General features: G+C 71.7%; 11 protein-coding genes and 1 pseudogene. 4 read left to right on the top strand and 8 right to left on the bottom strand.

The window, feature by feature from the left end:
- Position 1: 1 nt before the first annotated feature.
- On the bottom strand, positions 2-949 hold the full coding sequence (locus LRD69_RS25160) for a hypothetical protein (protein ID WP_277328812.1): 948 nt from the start codon (positions 947-949) through the stop codon (positions 2-4).
- A 496-nt stretch (positions 950-1445) separates the two neighbouring features.
- Between LRD69_RS25160 and sepH the strand changes: the two genes are divergently transcribed.
- Positions 1446-2492: a septation protein SepH gene (sepH, locus tag LRD69_RS25155; RefSeq protein ID WP_277328811.1), complete on the top strand. Its 1047-nt coding sequence runs from the start codon at positions 1446-1448 to the stop codon at positions 2490-2492.
- 116 nt (positions 2493-2608) lie between these two features.
- Here sepH and LRD69_RS25150 read toward each other — a convergent pair whose 3' ends face one another.
- Complete coding sequence (locus LRD69_RS25150) at positions 2609-3436, bottom strand: sulfurtransferase (RefSeq protein WP_277328810.1); 828 nt, start codon at positions 3434-3436, stop codon at positions 2609-2611.
- 231 nt (positions 3437-3667) lie between these two features.
- Between LRD69_RS25150 and LRD69_RS25145 the strand changes: the two genes are divergently transcribed.
- A complete protein-coding gene (locus LRD69_RS25145) occupies positions 3668-4444 on the top strand; it encodes a VOC family protein (RefSeq protein WP_277328809.1) in 777 nt (258 codons plus the stop codon).
- Positions 4445-4772: 328 nt separating this feature from the next.
- Here the strand turns inward: LRD69_RS25145 and LRD69_RS25140 are convergent.
- A pseudogene (locus LRD69_RS25140) lies at positions 4773-5734 on the bottom strand (YafY family protein).
- 96 nt (positions 5735-5830) lie between these two features.
- Between LRD69_RS25140 and LRD69_RS25135 the strand changes: the two are divergent.
- Both LRD69_RS25135 and LRD69_RS25130 read left to right on the top strand, forming a co-directional pair.
- Positions 5831-6820 carry an NADP-dependent oxidoreductase gene (locus LRD69_RS25135; RefSeq protein WP_277328808.1) on the top strand — a complete coding sequence of 330 codons (990 nt, stop codon included), beginning with the start codon at positions 5831-5833 and terminating at the stop codon, positions 6818-6820.
- Positions 6817-7941 carry a winged helix DNA-binding domain-containing protein gene (locus tag LRD69_RS25130; RefSeq protein WP_277328807.1) on the top strand — a complete coding sequence of 375 codons (1125 nt, stop codon included), beginning with the start codon at positions 6817-6819 and terminating at the stop codon, positions 7939-7941. Before LRD69_RS25135 ends, LRD69_RS25130 begins: the two co-directional genes overlap by 4 nt.
- A gap of 80 nt (positions 7942-8021) precedes the next feature.
- Here the strand turns inward: LRD69_RS25130 and LRD69_RS25125 are convergent, their stop codons facing one another.
- The 5 genes from LRD69_RS25125 to LRD69_RS25105 form a co-directional block, all read right to left on the bottom strand.
- Complete coding sequence (locus tag LRD69_RS25125; RefSeq protein ID WP_277328806.1) at positions 8022-8630, bottom strand: DJ-1/PfpI family protein; 609 nt, start codon at positions 8628-8630, stop codon at positions 8022-8024.
- A gap of 455 nt (positions 8631-9085) precedes the next feature.
- Positions 9086-9736, bottom strand: coding sequence for a thymidine kinase (locus LRD69_RS25120; RefSeq protein WP_277328805.1), 651 nt, complete (start codon positions 9734-9736; stop codon positions 9086-9088).
- Between the two features lie 50 nt (positions 9737-9786).
- Complete coding sequence (locus LRD69_RS25115) at positions 9787-10974, bottom strand: nucleotide pyrophosphatase/phosphodiesterase family protein (RefSeq protein WP_277328804.1); 1188 nt, start codon at positions 10972-10974, stop codon at positions 9787-9789.
- Positions 10974-11576 carry a DUF5998 family protein gene (locus LRD69_RS25110; protein WP_277328803.1) on the bottom strand — a complete coding sequence of 201 codons (603 nt, stop codon included), beginning with the start codon at positions 11574-11576 and terminating at the stop codon, positions 10974-10976. The genes LRD69_RS25115 and LRD69_RS25110 overlap by 1 nt, the downstream gene beginning before the upstream one ends.
- 75 nt (positions 11577-11651) lie before the next feature.
- Positions 11652-14660, bottom strand: a complete 3009-nt coding sequence (locus tag LRD69_RS25105) for a GNAT family N-acetyltransferase (RefSeq protein ID WP_277328802.1) — start codon at positions 14658-14660, stop codon at positions 11652-11654.
- Positions 14661-14797 lie beyond the last annotated feature (137 nt).

The following is a 14797-nucleotide window of genomic DNA, read 5'->3' as shown; positions in this document are numbered from 1 at the left end:
GTCACCGGCCGGTGTCCGTACCGGTCGTGGCGGGCGTCTCCTGCACCGGAGCGGTACCCGCGCCGGTGGGCGCCGGATCGGCGCTGCCGGGCGCCGTCGGCGTGGTTGTGGGGGCCTGAGTCGTCCCGCCGTCAGCGGAGTTCGACGGCGAAGGGGTGGGCGTCGGTCCAGCCGTGGAACCGTCGTGCTGTCCCGCGCCCGGGCTCTCGCTCCGCCCGCCCTGTGCGTCCGTGCCCGGCGTCCCACCGCTCTCCCGGTCCGGGGTCCGCCCCTGGCCCGGGTCGGTGCTGACCGACGGCGTCCGATCGGCAGGCTCCGAGCCGCTTCCGCGGCCACCGTGCACGGCGGAGCCGACGGTCGTGCCCTGACCACCGCTCAGATCGTTGCCCGAGACCAGTTCGTACGTGGTGATGCCGGCCATCGACACGGCGAAGACCGCCACCGCGCCGAGCGCCGACCGCTTCCAGCCGCGGATCCGGGTGCCATGGGTCGTGGACGCGGAGAACCCCTCGTCCACGACCGCCGGACACGGCACGAGCGGCCGGGTCACATCCGCGTCGACGAGCGGTGTCAGCCGGTACACAGGATCCGGGTCGGCCCCCACCGTGCGCAGCACCGTCGTGGCGTCCGTCGAACCGTCGGCCGGCCGTCGCGCCGGCACCGTCTCCCGTACCTCGCGCTCCCCGCGGATGTTCCGCGACTCCCGCGTGTGCACCGTGACTTCGCGGATCTGCTCGCCCGTGCGGCGGAAGAAGTGCTGGAAGACCGAGCCACCGCAGGTGGCGACGACGCTCATCACTCCGGCCCCGAGAATCGTTCCGTACACGCCCAGTTGCGAGGCGGCCACCGCCGCCGCGACCGCCGCCGCGGCGCTCCCCGCCACCTGCGGAACGTTCAGATCGATGCGCCTTTCCTCGGGTTCCGTGTCGCTTTCCGGCTTCCGCACCATTCCCAGCCCTTGATTGACATCTCTCCCACCGTGCACCAGGAAGGGACAATTGTGCGAAGTGAATGGTTCCGTTTCGGGTGATTCTGTGAAGCAGAACACGCCTCGTGGGCATTTCGCAGCCAACTGGGTAGTTCAACTCCCGCGCCCGACGAGAACTTCGACGGCGCGCCGGTCCACCCACATGGCCCGAATGGAGTACTGTGGCGAGCCCTGGGGCCGGACTCCCACGTGGGGTCCGGGATCTTCGGGAGGGGGCCGAAGGAGGCACTCGATCCGGCGGCGCCACGGCATCGCACGGGGGCCAGCTACACAGGGTGACACTTGGTCACTCAGTGTCGCACAACAGGTCACCGTGTCATACCGGCGATCCAGGGCTCATGCCCGACACGCCGGGCAACACGGCAATGTTGTGGCAGGCTGCACCCGGGCAGGCCACACTCGACTAGCGGAAGCAGCGACGCACGTGACGTCGGCAGGCACCACCCGGGAGGTCCCCATGCCCGAACTGCGTGTCGTGGCCGTCTCCAACGACGGCACACGACTGGTGCTCAAGGCTGCGGACAACACGGAATACACGCTTCCGATCGACGAGCGGCTGCGTGCCGCCGTGCGTAACGACCGTGCGCGGCTCGGCCAGATCGAGATCGAGGTGGAGAGCCACCTCCGCCCCCGCGACATCCAGGCCCGTATACGAGCCGGCGCCTCCGCGGAGGAGGTTGCTCAGTTCGCCGGAATTCCGGTCGACCGTGTCCGCCGCTTCGAGGGCCCCGTGCTCGCCGAACGCGCCTTCATGGCCGAGCGCGCCCGGAAGACTCCCGTGCGCCGCCCGGGCGAGAACACCGGCCCCCAGCTGGGCGAGGCGGTGCAGGAGCGGCTCCTGCTGCGCGGCGCCGACAAGGAAACCGTCCAGTGGGACTCCTGGCGCCGGGACGACGGCACCTGGGAAGTCCTGCTGGTGTACCGCGTCGCGAGCGAGCCGCACTCGGCGAGCTGGACGTACGACCCGCCGCGACGGCTGGTGCAGGCCGTGGACGACGAGGCGCGGTCGCTGATCGGCGAGACCGACGACGTCGCCGCGCCGGAGCCGAGCTTCCCGTTCGTGCCCCGGATCGCACGGCTGCCGCGCGACCGGCCGCTGGACCGCGCCCTCGACCGTCAGATGGAACGGCCGGCTCCGCCGCCCCCGCCCGAACCGGAACCCTCGGCCGGCGAGCGCGACTCGCTGACCAGTCTGCTGGAGGCCGTACCGAGCTTCCGCGGCGACATGGTGGTACCGGAGCGCCCGGCACCGCCCGAGCCGTCGGTCTCTCCTGCCGCACAGGAGCCGGAGGCCGGCGAACCGCCGGCCGCGGCCGCTTCGGCGGGCGCCGGTTCCGCCTACGCGGATGTGCTGATGCCGCGAGCGGTGGCAGGTCACCGGGACCGGCTGACCGGGACGACGGACCGTCAGGCCGAGGCGGACGGCGTCCGTCCGGGCCGCCGGGCCGCGGTGCCGAGCTGGGACGAGATCGTCTTCGGCACCCGCCGCAAGAAGCAGGAGTGACCCGCCGCGCAACCGCGACATGACGAGGGCCCGTAGGCAGCTGCGTACGGGCCCTCGTGCGGTCCGTCCGGCCGACGCCACGACCGCAGTTCCGGTGACGGGCGAGGCCGGTGCCCCTACTGCGGGTCGGGGCCCGTGGCAACCGGCCGGGACGCGTCGGCGGACCACTCGGACCAGGAGCCCGCGTACAGCGCCGCGGGAATGCCCGCGACCGCCAGGGCCAGCACCTCGTGCGCACCGGAGACGCCGGAGCCGCAGTAGACGCCGACCTCCGGCACCCCGTCCGTGCCGAGCTCCTTGAAACGGGCGGCAAGCACCTCCGCGGGCAGGAACCGCCCGTCACCACCGGTGTTCTCGGACGTCGGAGCCGAGACCGCGCCCGGGATATGGCCACCGACCGGGTCGATCGGCTCCACATCACCGCGGTAGCGCTCGGCGGCCCGGGCGTCGAGCAGCAGGCCGGAGCGGGCCAGCGCCGCGGCGGCGTCGGCGTCCAGCAAGGGCAGCGCACCCGGGGCGGGCCTGAAGTCGCCGTCGGCGGGGGCGGGTGTCTCGGTGGAGAGGTCGCCGTCCCAGGCGGCGAGCCCTCCGTCCAGTACCCGGACGTCCGCATGCCCCGTCCAGCGCAGCAGCCACCAGGCACGCGCCGCGGCCCAGCCCTGGCCGCCGTCGTAGACGACCACCGGAGTGTCCTGGCAGACGCCCGCGCGGCGCATCACCGCGCCGAACTCCTCCGGGTCGGGCAGCGGATGACGGCCGCGGCTGCCCGCGGCTCCGGCGAGTTCCGCGTCCAGATCGACGAAGACCGCACCCGGGATGTGTCCGGCCTCGTAGTCGGTTCGGCCGTGCGGGCCGCCGAGTTGCCAACGTACGTCCAGGAGTACCGGAGGCCGGGCCTTCGCCGACTCGTTCGCATATTCGGATGCGGAGATGATGGGCTTCATGGCTGCCATCCTTGCGCAGGATGCGGCCCACCCGTAACAGCTCCGAAACGGACACACCGCAATAAATCAGGCTTCCTCTGTTGAGATCCCGGAAAATGCGGCGCGGCCGGGGCGCATCGCGCGCCGGGTGGTGCAAGCATCTGCACGGGGCGCACACTTCCCGCACCTTCGGTCGGCGTCGGCCCCGTTCCCCCCGTACGGCCACCACGATGGTCCGAGGAGAGAGTGACGATGACCGAGGCTGCTGCCCGGTGCACACCCGGAACACCTTGCTGGGTGAGCCTGATCGTGCACGGTCTGCGCACGACCCAGGAGTTCTACGCCGAGCTGTTCGGCTGGGAGTTCACGCCCGGTCCTGAGCAGCTGGGTCCATACGTGCGCGCGCTGATCGACGGCAAAGTGGTCGCGGGCATCGGACAGCTGCCGCCCGACCGTCATCTGCCGGTCGCGTGGACGACCTACCTGGCCACCGACGACGCCGACATCACGGCGGAGACGATCCGTTCCTGCGGCGGAACGGTCGGCGTCGGGCCGCTCGACGCGGGCGAGGCGGGCCGGCTCGCGATCGCCTCGGACCCGACCGGGGCCGTCTTCGGGATCTGGCAGGCGGCCGCGCACGCGGGCACGGCGCTCGCCGGAGCCCCCGGGACCCCGGTCTGGAACGAGCTGGTGACCCAGGAGACCTCGACGGTCGCCAAGTTCTACCAGGCGGTCTTCGGCTTCGAGACGGAAGCGGTCGTCTCGGCGGACTTCGACTACCAGACGCTGCATCTGAACGGCCGCCCGGTGGCCTCGTTGCACGGTGTCGGCCGCGCTCTGCCACGCGACCGGGGCCCGCACTGGATGACGCACTTCGAGGTCGCCGACACCGACGAGGCCGCCGCGCGGGTGGTGGACCTCGGCGGGCATGTGCTGCAGCCGCCGCGGGAGGGATCGAGCGGGCGCGTGGCGACGGTCGCGGACCCGGAGGGCGCGGTCTTCACGATCGTACGGTCGACAACTCACTGATCACCGGGGGTGATCTCCGCTTCCCGGCTCCCGGTGCGCCCCGCAACGCCTGCCACTGGACACACGCGTTCCACGGCCGTCTCAAGAAGCCGCGAGCCCAAGCGTGCCGGGGTGCACGAGAGTTGCCCATCAGCGCATAAGAGGTCGCGCAAAGAGGCGCGGGGGTGCCCCGGGCAAGCCCGTCAGCCACAGGTCATGGCGATCATGATGTGGAGATCCTCTGTGATCACGGGGAGGTCTGTGCCTGTGCTGCCCGCGGAACGCCCGCCACCGCTTCGCCCGCTGCTATGAACGCTGCGCCACCGTCGCGGCACCACGGCCAGGCAGGTCACTCGGGTGCGCGGGTGGCCCGGAGGAAGCGGGTCCCCCACTCCTGGACGTGTGCCGCGAACTCCGGTGGTCCCAGGACCTCGAACTCGGCGCCCACGTTGCCGAGTGCTTGAGCCGGCCAGTCGAGGGAGGTCGAGGTCATGGTGAGCCGGCAGCTGTCCCGGTCGAGCGGTTCGATCGTGCCCCACTGGCCGACCACCTGCCGCACCCGTGCGGATGGAGCGTGGACGAGGGCCTCGACCGTGTAAGGAGCCGGGTCTCCGCTCGCCGCCTGGACGAAGGCCACGGCGTCCTCGGCCGGGAGCAGGCGGGGCCGGAAGCGGGCGCCGGGCGCCGTCGGCCCGGCCAGCCGGTCGAGGCGGAAACTGCGCCAGTCGTGGCGGTCCAGGTCGTAGGCGACCAGGTACCAGCGCCCGCCGAGAGCGACGACGCGGTGCGGTTCGACCTCGCGCTCGGTGGGTGCACAGCCCCTGGATGTGTAGCCGAACCGCAGCCGCTCCTCGTCCCGGCATGCCTGGGCCACCGCGGTGAGCACCCCTGCTGCGACGACGGGCCCGGACGCGGCAGCGGAGACGGTCATCGCGCGCAGGGCGTCCACCCTGGCCCTGAGCCGGGGCGGCAGGACCCGCGCACCACCTTGGTGAGTGCGCGCAGGGCCGCATCCTCCATCCCCGCGATCCCGCTCTGCGCCGCGTCGCCGATGCCCACCGCGAGCGCCACCGCCTCCTCGTCGTCCAGCAGCAGCAGCGGGGGCAGGACAGCGCCGGGCGCGAGCTGGTAGCCGCCGTCGGTGCCCCGGGCCGCGCTGACCGGATAGCCGAGCTCGCGCAGCCGGTCGACGTCACGGCGCAGGGTCCGCTCGGAGACCCCGAGCCGGTCGGCCAGTTCCAGGCCGGGCCAGTGGCGGTGGGTCTGCAGCAGGGAGAGCAGCTTGAGGGTCCGGGAGCTGGTGTTCGCCATGCCGGAATACTGCCCCGACTTCCGGTCAGAAAGTGGCCGGAAGCCTCCCTAGGGTCGATCTCGAAGGCCGTACCGGACCGATGTGAGGACGAAGAAATGATCACTCGTGAGATCCAACTGGCTGCTCAGGTCACCGGCATCCCGACGCTCGACCACTTCACCGTCGCCAAGACCGAGGTGGACGGCGAGGTCCTGGTGCGGACCGACCAGGTGGGGCTCGCCGCGACGTACCTGGAGCTGATGCGGGCCGACTGCACCCTCCCGGTGCCGGCCTGGCAGCCGGGCCGGCGGGTAGGAGTGGCCGCCACCGGCACGGTCGTCCGGTCCGACAGCCCCGAACTCGCGGTCGGCGACCTGGTCCAGTCGATGGCCGGTTGGAGCGAGTACTCGGCGGGTCCGGCCGCCGGGTACGTCAAGCTCGACCGCGGGCTCTTCGCCGACCCCGGCTACCACCTCGGCCAGGGGCCGACCGCCTACTACGGGATGGCCGATGTGGCGGCCGTCGGCGAGGGCGATGTGGTGTTCGTCTCCGGTGCGGCGGGCGGGGTCGGCTCGCTGGCCGGGCAGATCGCCAGGTGTCTCGGTGCGGCGCGGGTGATCGGCAGTGCCGGAAGCCCGGCGAAGGTCGACTACCTCGTCGACGAGCTCGGCTACGACGCCGCGTTCGACTACCACGACGGCTCCGCGGCCGACCGGCTGGGAGAGCTCGCGCCCGAGGGCATCTCGGTGTTCTTCGACGTTGTGGGCGGCGAACAGTACGACGCCGCGCTGCAGGCGTCCCGGCCCGGGGCGCGCTTCGCCCTGTGCGGCTCACTGTCGAGCCAGCTCGGCGACGCGGCCGAGCGCTTTCCGAAGCCCGACCGCGCGGCGGCCGAGGCAAAGGGCATCGAGCTGCTGCCGTTCTCCTGCTCTCACACACCTGATCAGATCGCGGCCTGGAGGGAGCACTTCAGCACATGGCTGAGCGAGGGCCGCTTCATCTACCCGCAGACGGTCGTCGAGGGCGGGATCGAGGACGTGCCGCGGGCTTTCCTCTCGCTGCTTCAGGGTTCCTACCGGGGCAATGTCTCGGTGCGGCTGTCGTGACCACCCTCTCCCTCCGGGCTCTGAACCGGGCGCTGATGGACCGGCAGTTCCTGCTGGCGCGCACCGATCGCACTCCGGTGGAGGTGATCGGGCGACTGATCGCACTGCAGGCACAGGAGCCCAACTGGGCCTACGTCGGACTGTGGAGCAGGATCCACGGCTTCACGCAATCCGAACTCACCGCACTGCTGGAGGACCGGCAGGTCGTCCGCTCCGGCCTGCTCCGCAGCACCCAGCACCTCGCTGCAGCCGACGACTTCCGTCGGCTGCGGCCGCTGCTGCAGCCCGTGCTCGACCGCACCGCCGGCTCGCCCCACTTCACCCGGAACAGCACGGGCCTGGACGCGGAGTCCTTGGTGGCCGAGGGGCTCGACCTGCTCGGGGGCGGGACGCTGTCGCGCAAGGAGCTGGCCCGGAGACTGGCCGAACGCCACCCGGGACGCGACGGGCGGATCCTGGCCGGGGAGGTTGAACTGCGCACTCCTCTTGTCCATGGCGCTGCCACCGGTGCCTGGGGCTCCTGGGGAAACCGGTCGGCGGTCTCCGTCACGCCCGCCGAGGCGTGGCTGGGACAGCCGATGGCTACCGCACCGACGGCGACCGGCGTCAAGGATTCGGCAAAGGAGCTGATCCGCCGCTATCTGGCCGGCTTCGGCCCGGCCGGGGTGAAGGACGTCCAGGCCTGGTGCGGACTGACCCGTCTGGGCGAGGTCGTCGCGGACATGCACGCCGAACTGCGCCGCTATCGCGGTCCCGATGGCAGGGAACTGGTCGATCTGGCCGACGCGGAGCTGCCCGACCCCGAGACCCCCGCCCCCGTGCGGCTGCTGCCCGCATTCGACAACGCCCTGCTCAGCCACGCCGACCGGACCCGCGTCATCAGCGACGAGGATCGCAAACGCGTGATGCCCGGCCAGGCACAGGTACGGCCCACCTTCCTGGTGGACGGCCAGGTGCACGGAACGTGGTTCCTCCACGCCGGGACGCTGCGGCTCACCCCGTTCCGGCCGCTCTGCGCCACCGATCGCGCGACCCTGGAACAGGAGGCCGACCGGCTGCTGCCATTCGTGGGAGGCACGACGGTGTCCTACAGCGACACGGCCGCAACCCGGTCGCCCTGAGGTTCCACCCGGCGCCTACCGCTGGAAAACTCCCCGCGACCACCGGTGGGAAGCACGGCGAAGGCCCGTGAGCGGGGGTGTCAGCGCAGTGCAACCTCGCCCGTGTGGACGGCACGCATGGCGCGCTCGACCGTCTCCTGGTTTTCGCCGACCGGAGCCACGTAGCCGATGACGTCGCGCGCGGCGTCCTCCCCGAGCATGCGGCTGATCACCCACGTGGCGAGATACTGTGACGCCAGGCAGCCACCCGCCGTAGCGATGTTTCCCTCGGCGTGGAACGGCGCGTCCAGCACGGTGACACCGCGGGCTTCCACAAAGGGCCGGCTCTTCATGTCCGTGCAGGCGGGCATGCCATCCAGCAACCCGAGTCGGGCGAGCACCAGCGCACCGGAACACTGCGCACCGATCAGCTGTCGCGAAGGGTCGAGCGCAAGCCTGGAGATCAGCCGGTCGTCAGCGACCACGTCTCGCGCCTTCACCCCGCTGCCGATCAGCACGACGTCGGCCTCGCTCACGAACTCCATGGGGCGCTGCCCGGTTACCTCGACGCCGTTCATGGACGTGACGACCGGCGTCGGCGTCGTGATGAAGGCCTCCAGGCCATCCTTTCGGCACCGGTTGATCAGCGCGGAGGCGATGAAGCTGTCGAGTTCGTTGAATCCGTCAAATGTGACCACGGCAACCTGCATGGCATCTCCTCGAAGTACGGCTCAGGAGGTGCAGCTTCCCAGGCACACCGTGCCCAGGTCTCGGGCCAGTTGGCGATGGGTGGCTCATCCGTCGGTGCGGCGGTTGCCGAAGGCGAGCCTGTGCCGGTTGATGACCGAGAGGCAGCGCCGACGCCCACCCACGAGGCCGAAACCGAGAAGCTGGGCGGCGGCGCCCCAGGGCCTCAGGGGGCCAGTCCTGTCATCCCGTAGTGGCTGCCTCCACAGGTCGCGGTGAGCGAGCCCGGCGGCTTTCCAGATGTGCGACGACGCCGGCGTAGAAGCGGTCCACGGCGTTGTCGCATACACGTCGAAGCTCGCGAGAGCAGCGGTCGTCGACGTCGAGATGGCCCATTTCCGGCTACGGCACGCCTTCGCGACGCTGCGGGAGCCCGACCGGTCAACGTCAGAGCCGATCCCACCGAGCAGGAAGGCGATCAGGCCGAGGTGACAGGGAGGACGTCCGGGGAAATGGCGGCGGCGCGGGCCGCGGCTGAGGTCATGCGGCGGCGGTGGTGGCGTCGGCAGAGAACCTCGTAGCCGATCTGCTCGGCCGGTCGGTCGACGTCGCCGACGACCACCTGCTCGCCCTCCACGACCATCTCGCCCCCTACCGTGCGGGCATTGTGGGTGGCACGGGCGCCGCACCAGCACATGGCCTCGACCTGGAGCGTCTCGATCCGGTCCGCCAGCTCGATCAGCCGCTGCGAGCCCGGGAAGAGTTTGGTTCGGAAGTCCGTGGTGATGCCGAAGGCGAACACGTCCAGGCCCAGATCGTCCACGACCCGCCCCAACTGGTCGATCTGCTCGGGGGCGAGGAACTGCGCCTCGTCCACGATGACGTAATCGACCTTGTCGCCCTTCGACATCTGGCCCACGAGGTAGGCGTACAGATCCATGCCCGGGCCGGCCTCGATCGCCTCCGTCACCAGGCCGAGCCGCGAGGAGAGCTTCCCCTCGCCCGCGCGGTCGTCACGGGTGAAGATCACACCTTGCAGACCGCGGGCCGACCGGTTGTGTCCGATCTGCAGCGCCAAAGTACTCTTCCCGCAATCCATGGTGCCGGAGAAGAACACAAGCTCGGGCATGAGGGGTTGAGCACCTTTCGAAAGGGGGGTGGAGCAAGCGGGGGAACGGGTCAGGAACGGACTTCGAGGAGCGGGACGAGCTGCTCGACGGCGGTCATCGAGCCGTGCATGCCGACCATCGCCGACTCGTGCGGCTCCTGGACGGAGGCGGTGACCACGACGTCGTCGTGGGCGGCAGCGACCACATCACCGATCCGGCCGTACACCCGCTCGTCGACCTGCGGGCCGAACCAGCCGGCCGCGATCGCCTCGTCCCGGCTCGCCACCCAGAACTGTTCGCCGAGCACCTCCTGCCAGACGGTCAGCACATCGGCCTCGGCGCCGGGGACCGCGTACACATGGCGGGCCCGGCCCTCGCCGCCGAGCAGGGCGACGCCCGCGCGCAGCTCCCAGTCCTCGTCGAAGTCGATCCGGGACTGCTCGTCGAACGGGACGTCGATCATGCCGTGGTCCGCGGTGACGTAGAGGGCGGAGCGGGGAGGCAGCTGCTCGGCGAGGCGCTGCACGAGACCGTCGACGTACATCAGCTGGCCGCGCCAGGCGTCGGAGTCCACGCCGAAACGGTGGCCCTTGCCGTCGACCTCGCTGTAGTACGTGTAGACGAGCGACCGGTCACCGGCGGCGAGCCGGTCCGCGGCCAGGTCCATCCGCTCCTCACCGGAGAGCCTGCCGTGGAACGTGCCACCGCTGAGCGCGATCTTGGTGAGCGGGGTGTCCTGGAAGGTCGGGGCGGAGACCTGAGCGGTGTGCACACCCGCCTCGTGGGCGCGCTGGAACACCGTCGGGTACGGCTGCCAGACCGCCGGCGAGGTCCAGGGCTTCCAGCGGAGCTGGTTCATCAGCTCGCCGCTCTCGGGATTGCGGGCGGTGTAGCCGGGAAGACCGTGCGCGCCGGGCGGCAGCCCCGTACCGACCGAGGCGAGCGAGGTCGCGGTGGTGGCCGGGAAGCCTGCGGTCAGGGGACGGCCGGTACCGCCGCGCGAGGTGGGGAGCAGGGAGTGCAGATACGGGGCCTCGTCCGGGTGGGCCTTGATCTGCTCCCAGCCGAGACCGTCGATCAGGAAGACGCAGTTCCGGTCCGCCGGGGTGAGCTCGGGGATCGCCGCGGTGAAGCCGGGCACACCCTGTCCGGCGGCGAGCGTCGGCAGCAGATCGGCGAGCGAGCCACTGCCGTACTCGGGGACGGGGGCCGTGTCGAGAGGGAGCAGAACGGGGTCCTGCCAGGCCGGCTGGGCCATCAGCGGCCGGTCGCCGCGGGTGTGGTCGCGGCCGTCGCCTCGGAGAGCGACTGAGCGAACTCGAGGGTCTGGCGCACCGTGTCCGGGCCGTCGCCGGCCTCGCTGACCCGCAGGCTCAGGTCGTCGGCGGTGGAGCTGCCGGTGTAGCCGTGGTCCGCATCGCAGTTGGGGTCGCCGCAGGCGGCGGGCTCCAGGTCGATCCGGGAAACGGCGCCCCAGCCGATGGTCAGGACGACCTCGCGGGGCAGCGTCCCCGGGACGTACTTCTCCGGGTCGGCCACGACGCGGCTGACCACGACCGACGAGATCCGGTCGAGCTTGACCGACTCGGTGGAGGTGGTGGCGTACGGCGACGGGGAGCTGGTGTCGGCGTTCTGCTCGTCGGTGTGACTGACGATGAAGCGGGTGTCCGTCAGGACCAGGACCGTGACGTGCCTGCGCACCTCGTTGGAGTCGAAGGTGGTCTCCTGGTGCACCAGGTACGAGGCGACCGGCTCACCGCCCACGGCGGCTTCCACCGCCTCGGCCACAAGGGCCGGGTAGTAGCCGCTGCGCTCGATCGCCGCGCGCAGCCCCTGGGTCGTCGTACCGGTCTTCGCCATACGGACCATCCTACGGGGGGCGGATGACTGCCGGGGACGCTGTGGAAAACGGTGCGGGACGGCTCACCGGTGGTTTCAGTAGTTGGGGAGGCGGCGCGGCCCCAGGTCGGTCCGGGCGGGGGGCGGGGCGAGCCGGACACTCGCGCCGAGCACGGTCAGGCCCTGAGTGGCGACCACGACCGGCTCCAGTGCGACGGATACCACCTCGGGGTGGTCGTCGACGAGCCGGGACACCCGCAGCAGCAGCTCTTCGAGCGCCGCGGTGTCGACGGGTGCCGAGCCGCGCCAGCCGAAGAGGACCGGGGCCGCCCGGATGGACCGGATCAGCTCGGCGGCGTCGCGGTCGGTGGCGGGCACGAGCCGGTGGGCGGTGTCGCCGAGGAGTTCCGAGGGCGCACCGGCCAGTCCGAAGGAGAGGACGGCGCCCGCCGCGGGATCGATCGTGGCCCGTACGACGGTGTCCACCCCGCGCGGGGCCATGGACTGGACGACGGGCTGAAGCTCGGTGGGCTTGCCGAGCAGATCGGTGAGTTCGCCGTACGCCCGGCGCAGCGCGTCTTCGTCGGCGAGGTCCAGCCGGACGCCCCCGAGGTCGGCGCGGTGGCGCAGATGGGGTGCGGTGGTCTTGAGCGCGACCGGATAGCCGAGCCGCGCCGCCGCGGCGACGGCGGCGTCCGGGTCGGGGGCCGGGAGTGTCGGCCGTACGGTGATGCCGTAGCGCCCCAGCAGTTCGCATGCCTCGTCGTGACCGAGCGGGCGGCCGCGGGGGTCGGGGTCGGGTCCGAGGAGAACATCGATACGGGCGGCGGCTCCGGCCTCGTCGATCGTGTCGTCGAGAAACTCGGGCACCTTCCCCGGCACGGCGGCCTGCCGGCGCCACTGGGCGTACTTCACCGCCTCGGCCAGAGCCCGCACGGCGCGCTCGGCGGCGGGGTAGGCGGGGATGCGCCCGGGGGTGGGAGCAGGGCCGGCATCCGTGTCCGGCCGCTGCGGGGCGTGGCTGCCGACGGGGTCGGCGGGAGCGGCGGAGGCAGTCGGCGGCTCCTGGGCAGCCGAGGCGGTCGGGAATGCCGGAGTGGTCGAGGAGGAAGGGGCGGTGGAGGGGGCCGGGGGAGCCTGCGTGACCGGCCCGCCCGAAGAGCTCGCGGCACCGGGTCCGGTGGAAGCGCCCGGGGCAGCCGGTGCAGGCCGCGTCACCCGTGGCACCGCGGCCGTGCTCGTGGCGGCCGCGAGCGCTTCGGCCAGGCCGCCGATCTCCACATGGACCACGGCGACCGGCTTGGCCGGCCCCGTGGCCGCGGCGGTGCGCAGGGCGGCCGCCAGAACCTCGCCGTCGCCCGATTCCGCCTGGCCGTTCTCCCCCACCCACGGGATCGCCGTCACAATCACCGCGTCGCAGCCCGAGTCGGCCAGAGCCTCGGCCAGCGCGTCCCGGAAGTCCTGCGGAGTGGCCGCGGTGGTGAGGTCGCGGGGCGGTCGCGGGCGCAGCCCCTCGGCGAGGCAGGCGTCGTACGTGAGGAGGCCGAGGGACTCGGAGTTGCCGAGGATCGCGACCCGCGGTCCCGCCGGGAGGGGCTGGTCGGCGAGGAGCAGGCCAGCGTCGACCATCTCCGTCACCGTGTCGACGTGGATCACGCCCGCCTGCCGCATGAGCGCGGAGACCGTCGCGTCCGGGATCCGGCTGACCGGCACCGCATGGCCCGGCGGGGTGCTGCCGCTGTGCCGGGCGCCCTTCACCACGACCACCGGCTTGACCGCCGCGGTGCGTCGGGCGAGGCGGGTGAACTTGCGCGGGTTGCCGATCGATTCGAGGTACAGCAGGGCGACATCGGTGTCGGGGTCCTCGTACCAGTACTGCAGGAAGTCGTTGCCCGAGATGTCGGCGCGGTTGCCCGCGGAGATGAACGTGGACAGGCCCGCCCCGCGCCGGTAGAGCCCGGAGAGCAGCGCGATGCCGATGGCACCGGACTGCGTGAACAGGCCGATGCGTCCGGGCGCGGGCGATTCGGGGGCGAGGGAGGCGTTCAGCCGCACGGCGTCGGAGTTGTTGATGAGGCCGAAGGCGTTCGGGCCGATGATGCGCATGCCGTACGAGCGGGCCTGGCGCACCAGTTCGCGCTGCCTTTCCCTGCCTTCTGCGCCCCACTCGGCGTATCCGGCGGAGAGGACCACGAGGCCTTGGACACCGTGCTCTCCGCAGTCGGCGACGGCCTCCGGAACCCGTTCGGCGGGTACGGCGACGACCGCGAGGTCGACCGTTTCGCCGATCTCTCCGATGGAGCGGTGGGCGGGGACGCCGTCGATCGTGGTCCGGTCAGCGGCGAGAGCGCTGTTCACTGCATACGTGCGACCGGTGAACCCGGCCGCGAGGAGGTTGCGCAGGACCGTGCGGCCCACCCCGCCCGGGTTGCGGCCGGTGCCGATGACGGCGACGGAACCCGGCGCGATCAGCCGCTGCACCGACCGCGACTCCGCCCGCTGCTCACGGGCGCGCTGCACGGCCAGCGACTCCGCGGTCGGTTCGAGGTCGAGGGTGAGGTGGACGGAGCCGTCCTCGAAGCTGCGGTGCTGGGTGTAACCGGCGTCCCGGAACACCTTGATCATCTTGTTGTTGGCGGGCAGCACCTCGGCGGCGAAGCGCCGGATGCCGCGCTCGCGGGCCACTGCGGCGATGTGTTCCAGCAGCGCCGATGCCACGCCGCGGCCCTGATGGGCGTCCTGGACGAGGAAGGCGACCTCGGCCTCGTCGGCAGGGGCGGAAGCGGGCCGGCCGGTCGCGTCGATCCGGTCGTAGCGGACGGTCGCGATGAACTCGCCGCCGACCGTGACGGCCAGACCCACCCGGTCGACGTAGTCGTGATGGGTGAAGCGGTGCACGTCCTTGGCGGACAACCGCGGGTAGGGGGCGAAGAACCTGTAGTACTTCGACTCGTCCGAGACCTGCTCGTAGAAGCTGACCAGCCGCTCGGCATCGTCCGTGGTGATGGGCCTGATCCGGGCCGTGCCGCCGTCACGGAGCACCACGTCCGCTTCCCAGTGGTCGGGGTACGCGTGATGCGGACTCTGCTCCGGCGAGGGCTGCATGGGCAAAGACTACGGCTCGGTCACCGGTCGCGTACGGATCGGGGCCGGGGCAGTCTGAGAAGCCGATCGGCCGTGCGGCACGGGCTTCGGCGCGGGGTCGCGGGCCGGCCGGAACAGTCCGCTCGGGTCGGCCGGAA

This window comes from Streptomyces sp. JH14, assembly GCF_029428675.1.
Lineage (GTDB): Bacteria > Actinomycetota > Actinomycetes > Streptomycetales > Streptomycetaceae > Streptomyces.
This window is presented reverse-complemented; position numbering and strand designations above follow the sequence as displayed.

Coding starts and splice junctions, on each gene's coding strand:
- LRD69_RS25160 (WP_277328812.1), bottom strand. CDS start 949: ATGGTGCGGAAGCCGGAAAGCGACACGGAACCCGAGGAAAGGCGCATC.
- sepH (WP_277328811.1), top strand. CDS start 1,446: ATGCCCGAACTGCGTGTCGTGGCCGTCTCCAACGACGGCACACGACTG.
- LRD69_RS25150 (WP_277328810.1), bottom strand. CDS start 3,436: ATGAAGCCCATCATCTCCGCATCCGAATATGCGAACGAGTCGGCGAAG.
- LRD69_RS25145 (WP_277328809.1), top strand. CDS start 3,668: ATGACCGAGGCTGCTGCCCGGTGCACACCCGGAACACCTTGCTGGGTG.
- LRD69_RS25135 (WP_277328808.1), top strand. CDS start 5,831: ATGATCACTCGTGAGATCCAACTGGCTGCTCAGGTCACCGGCATCCCG.
- LRD69_RS25125 (WP_277328806.1), bottom strand. CDS start 8,630: ATGCAGGTTGCCGTGGTCACATTTGACGGATTCAACGAACTCGACAGC.
- LRD69_RS25120 (WP_277328805.1), bottom strand. CDS start 9,736: ATGCCCGAGCTTGTGTTCTTCTCCGGCACCATGGATTGCGGGAAGAGT.
- LRD69_RS25115 (WP_277328804.1), bottom strand. CDS start 10,974: ATGGCCCAGCCGGCCTGGCAGGACCCCGTTCTGCTCCCTCTCGACACG.
- LRD69_RS25110 (WP_277328803.1), bottom strand. CDS start 11,576: ATGGCGAAGACCGGTACGACGACCCAGGGGCTGCGCGCGGCGATCGAG.
- LRD69_RS25105 (WP_277328802.1), bottom strand. CDS start 14,660: ATGCAGCCCTCGCCGGAGCAGAGTCCGCATCACGCGTACCCCGACCAC.